The organism is Nitrospirota bacterium, assembly GCA_037386965.1.
Classification (GTDB): Bacteria; Nitrospirota; Thermodesulfovibrionia; order Thermodesulfovibrionales; family JdFR-86; genus JARRLN01.
Window position 1 is genome coordinate 1 of the sequence record JARRLN010000126.1, and the last position, 3,975, is coordinate 3,975.

The 3,975-nt window shown below is 59.8% G+C and carries 6 protein-coding genes; all 6 read left to right on the plus strand.

The genetic code is table 11. The features are described 5' to 3' along the window. On the plus strand, positions 1-552 hold a 552-nt coding region (locus P8Y39_12700; protein MEJ2193175.1), incomplete at its 5' end, for a hypothetical protein. Positions 553-578: 26 nt separating this feature from the next. Next, positions 579-1,217: a tyrosine-protein phosphatase gene (locus tag P8Y39_12705; protein ID MEJ2193176.1), complete on the plus strand. Its 639-nt coding sequence runs from the start codon at positions 579-581 to the stop codon at positions 1,215-1,217. 526 nt (positions 1,218-1,743) lie between these two features. Then, positions 1,744-2,499: a nucleoside triphosphate pyrophosphohydrolase gene (gene mazG / locus P8Y39_12710; protein MEJ2193177.1), complete on the plus strand. Its 756-nt coding sequence runs from the start codon at positions 1,744-1,746 to the stop codon at positions 2,497-2,499. Further along, positions 2,496-3,041 carry a 2'-5' RNA ligase family protein gene (locus P8Y39_12715; GenBank protein ID MEJ2193178.1) on the plus strand — a complete coding sequence of 182 codons (546 nt, stop codon included), beginning with the start codon at positions 2,496-2,498 and terminating at the stop codon, positions 3,039-3,041. Before mazG ends, P8Y39_12715 begins: the two co-directional genes overlap by 4 nt. 58 nt (positions 3,042-3,099) lie before the next feature. Next, the gene (locus P8Y39_12720) at positions 3,100-3,411 is read left to right on the plus strand and encodes a ferritin family protein (protein MEJ2193179.1); all 312 of its coding nucleotides are present in this window, start codon (positions 3,100-3,102) and stop codon (positions 3,409-3,411) included. A gap of 40 nt (positions 3,412-3,451) precedes the next feature. Continuing rightward, positions 3,452-3,975, plus strand: a 524-nt coding sequence (locus tag P8Y39_12725) for a DUF4396 domain-containing protein (GenBank protein MEJ2193180.1), incomplete at its 3' end; no start/stop codon positions are given.

Consider the following 3,975-nt stretch of genomic DNA (forward strand, 5'->3'; position numbering starts at 1 on the left):
GAAGAAATATTGTGGGAGGGATTGATAATCATGCGAGACACATTCATTGTCGGTGCGAAACTTTTGGGCGTTTACCTTGTTTACTGGCTCCTTTTCAATGTGCTGGGCTTAGTGGCTGTCGTGGTGACGGCTTCAGGGAAAGCCGAATTGTCGGGATTGACAATTCCCTGGATGCTTGCGTACCTTTCTTCGATAATCGTATTAATCGCCTTCTCCTCTATTCTTTTATTCAAGACAGAATGGCTATCGAATATCGTCGGCTTAGGACACGATGGTTCAGATGCTCTTGAGATTTCCATGGATGCGGTTTTGCGTGCCGGGATTATTCTCATCGGAGTGTATATTTTTAGCACGCGTATCGGCGGTTTGGTGAAGGTGCTTTATAATCTGCTTGCCGTTGAGAACGTGGGAGGCGACATCGCCGCAAGCCAGCCCGCGGGGCTGAGGTTCTCGAGGGACCTGATAACGCCGGGCGTCACCGTTGCGTTTTCATTGCTGCTCATGTTCGGCTCAAAATACTTGGTGAAGATGATAGACAGGACGGAGGATTAGAATGTCCTCGGCGTTGGAGTACGATTATGGTGAAAGGAGAGGATGCCACATCAATGATGAGTGGGATGAAATATAACTTAATAGTAATCCTTTTTGTTTCGCTCGCGGTGGGCTTGATGTCCAGCGCGTATTCTGCCGGAGGTGCGGAGGCCGATAGAAGCAGCATGGGTTCTTCCGCGGCCTATCCCGAAGGCGCGGTGGTTATCGAGAAGATTATTGAATTACCGGGACTGAAAAACGTTGGCAGGGTTGCGCCGAATATTTACAGGGGTGCGCAGCCGGAGCGAGCGGGCTATGAAACGCTCAGGAAGATGGGAATAAGGACGGTGATTAATCTCCGCACCACGAGGAGTGAAAAGGACGAAGTGGAAGCTGCCGGAATGAGGTACGTGGAAATCCCGATGAGCATGCTCAGCGGCGTGGACAGGGAGAAAGTGGACCATGCGGTGGATGTCATGGCCGACCCCGGGGAGCAGCCGGTCTTTGTGCACTGCAGGCTCGGCCACGACCGGACGGGCATCGTGGTTGCCGCCTACAGGATGAGGGAAGAGGGCTGGACACTGCAGATGGCCGAAGCCGAGATGGAAGAATACGGGTTCAATGATGTGTGGCTGCATTTTAAATCGTTCCTCAAGGAGTATTCGGAACATTACAGGGAGAGATAAGGCACACCTGGACCCCGGCAGGGAAGAATAGCATGTATCGTTCTTTCGCGTTTCCGTCCTAAAAAGGGGCTTTCCCCTCCCCCTCTTTTTTATGCCTTTCGCATGCCTTCGGAGCAGCGACCAGGCGCGCTGGGCTCGGCCCAGCACGACAGGACATCGGGGCGTGGTACTCAAGTGAGTCGTTTCAATTGGTGATTAAGAAGGGGACTGGTCCCCCTGGTCCCCCAGGCGCGGCCTGGACCGACAGGACATTGAGACGGCTTGCCCAAGGCACGGCTCGGTTCGATGTTTAAAAAGGGCACTGGTGCCCCCCCGTTGTCAAGGGAGAGACCTCCCCTATTATAGAAGGATGGAATTTGGCGACCACGGCCTTCAGAGATGGAGAAAGGGGACTGGTCCCCCAGGCGTGGCCTGGACCGACAGGACATTGAGACGCTTGCCCAAGGGACGGCTCGGTTCGATGTTTAAAAAGGGCACTGGTGCCCCCCCGTTGTCAAGGGAGGGGTGCTCCCCCTATCATAGGGGGATGGAGTTTGACGAGCTGGTCAGGATAATGGAGGCGTTGCGGAAGGGCTGCCCCTGGGACAGGCAGCAGACGCACAGGTCCCTCAAGCCTTATCTCATCGAGGAGGCATACGAGCTCGTGGAGGCCATCGAGGCGGAAGACCCGGCCAGGATGAAGGAGGAGCTGGGGGACCTGCTTCTTCAGGTGCTCTTCCACAGCGAGCTTGCGCGGGAGCGGGGCGACTTCGACATCGGGGACGTCATCACGGCAATCGGCGAGAAGATGATAAAGCGCCATCCCCACGTCTTCGGCACCGAGGTCTTCACCACGCCCGAGGAGGTCGTGGGCCAGTGGGAGGAGCGCAAGAGGGAGGAGGGGAAGCTCCGGAAGTCCCTCCTGGAGGGGGTGCCCCGGAGCATGCCTTCTTTGCTGAGGGCGCACCGGCTCCAGGCCCGGGCTGCCCGCGCGGGGTTTGACTGGAAGCGGACCGAGGACGTCATGGAGAAGCTGGACGAGGAGCTTTCGGAGTTCCGGGAGGCGGTCAGAAGCGGAGAGGAGGGACGGATGGAGGACGAGCTGGGCGACGTCTTCTTCGTCCTGGTGAACATCTCCCGCTTTATCGGGGTAAGCCCCGAGGACGCCCTGGCCGGGACCATCGGGAAGTTCATGGACCGCTTCCGCTACATGGAGGAGCAGGCGAAGCAGAGGGGGAAGAAGCTCGGCGACATGAGCCTGGAGGAGATGGACGCCCTCTGGGAGGAGGCCAAAGGGAAATGAAGAAGCACGCCGTCTGGATAATGCCCCGGGAGGAGGCCTGGGACAGGCTCAAGGAAGTGGTCGATGAGCTGGCCCTTGCCTATGGGGGCCCACGCTTCGGCCCCCATGTCACCCTCCTGGGCGGCATCCGCGCACGGACGGCGGAGACGGAGAAGAAGCTCCGGGACCTGGCCCTGAGCCTCGAGCCCTTCGAGGTGAAGCTGGGCAGGGTGGACTTTCTGAACGAGTACTACCGGTGCGTTTTCGCCCTGGTGGAGGACGCCGGGCCGGAGTCGCCCATCCGGAGGGCCTATGACCGGGCCTTCCAGGCATTTGCAGGAGACCTGGTGAACGCCGAAGAGAGGGACTTCATGCCCCACCTGAGCCTCATGTATGGCGACGTTTCCGTGGAAGCGAAGGAAGAGGCCGTCAAGCAACTGGGCGGCCGGCTGGAGGTGGCCTTCCCGGTGAGGAGCCTCTACCTGGCGGAGACCGACGGCCGCCCGGAGGACTGGCGGACGGCTGGCAGCTTTCCCCTGGGCGGGGCAAGCCGGAGGCGTTGACAACCCCTCCGGCCTTCCCTAGAATCTGAGTCACAAGAAACCACCAAGGAGGCCCGCCATGCCGGAATTTGCGCACCCCTTCGCGGGGATGTCCAGCCAGAGGAAGCTCACCACCGCGGAGCTCATCCGCGCCCTGCGCTACTCCATCTCCGCCGAGTACGAAGCCATCCAGCTTTACATGCAGCTTGCCGAGTCCATCGATGACGAGCTGGCCAAGGCCGTCCTGGTGGACGTGGCCAACGAGGAGCGGGAGCACGCCGGGGAGTTCATGCGCGTCCTCAGGCACCTGGCCCCGGACGAGGAGAAGTTCTACCAGACCGGGGTGGAAGAGGTGGAAGAGATAATGAAGAAGCTGGGCATGAACCCGTAGCGAACGCCCTTGTTCGTTTTCTGAAAAGGAGAAGGCCACGGTGCTCCTGGACGGCGTGATGCTGCTGTGGTTCATACTGACTGTCCTTTCGGTGGTCTTCGTGGCCGCTGACATACGCTCCACGCCGGAATCCGCCGTGCTCAAGTGGGGCTTTGTTTTGTTTACCGCATACAGCGGGCCGGTGGGCGCTTTCCTCTACGTCCTGGGCTGCCGGGAGCCTCTGCCGGGGCTGCACGAGCGGTACGTCGCCGTTCGATGGAGGCAGGTCCTGGGCTCCACCATGCACTGCGTGGCCGGCGACGGGGCGGGCATACTGGCGGGCGCGGCAATCGCCGGGTTTCTTCATCTTTCGAGGCTTTCGGACATAGCCCTTGAGTACGTCCTGGGGTTCGGCTTTGGTTGGAGCATCTTTCAGGCGCTTTTCATGCGCGGCATGGCCGGCGGCTCCTACGGGCGCTCTCTCGTGAATACCTTCGTCCCCGAGTTCGTCTCCATGAACACGCTCATGGCGGGGATGGTGCCGGTGATGACCATCTCCGCATCGAGGGTGCACGCGGGGCACGA

Excerpts from the sequence above, each read along its gene's own strand:
- mazG (MEJ2193177.1), top strand. The coding sequence starts at position 1,744 with ATGGAGTTTGACGAGCTGGTCAGGATAATGGAGGCGTTGCGGAAGGGC.
- P8Y39_12705 (MEJ2193176.1), top strand. The coding sequence starts at position 579 with ATGGTGAAAGGAGAGGATGCCACATCAATGATGAGTGGGATGAAATAT.
- P8Y39_12720 (MEJ2193179.1), top strand. The coding sequence starts at position 3,100 with ATGCCGGAATTTGCGCACCCCTTCGCGGGGATGTCCAGCCAGAGGAAG.
- P8Y39_12715 (MEJ2193178.1), top strand. The coding sequence starts at position 2,496 with ATGAAGAAGCACGCCGTCTGGATAATGCCCCGGGAGGAGGCCTGGGAC.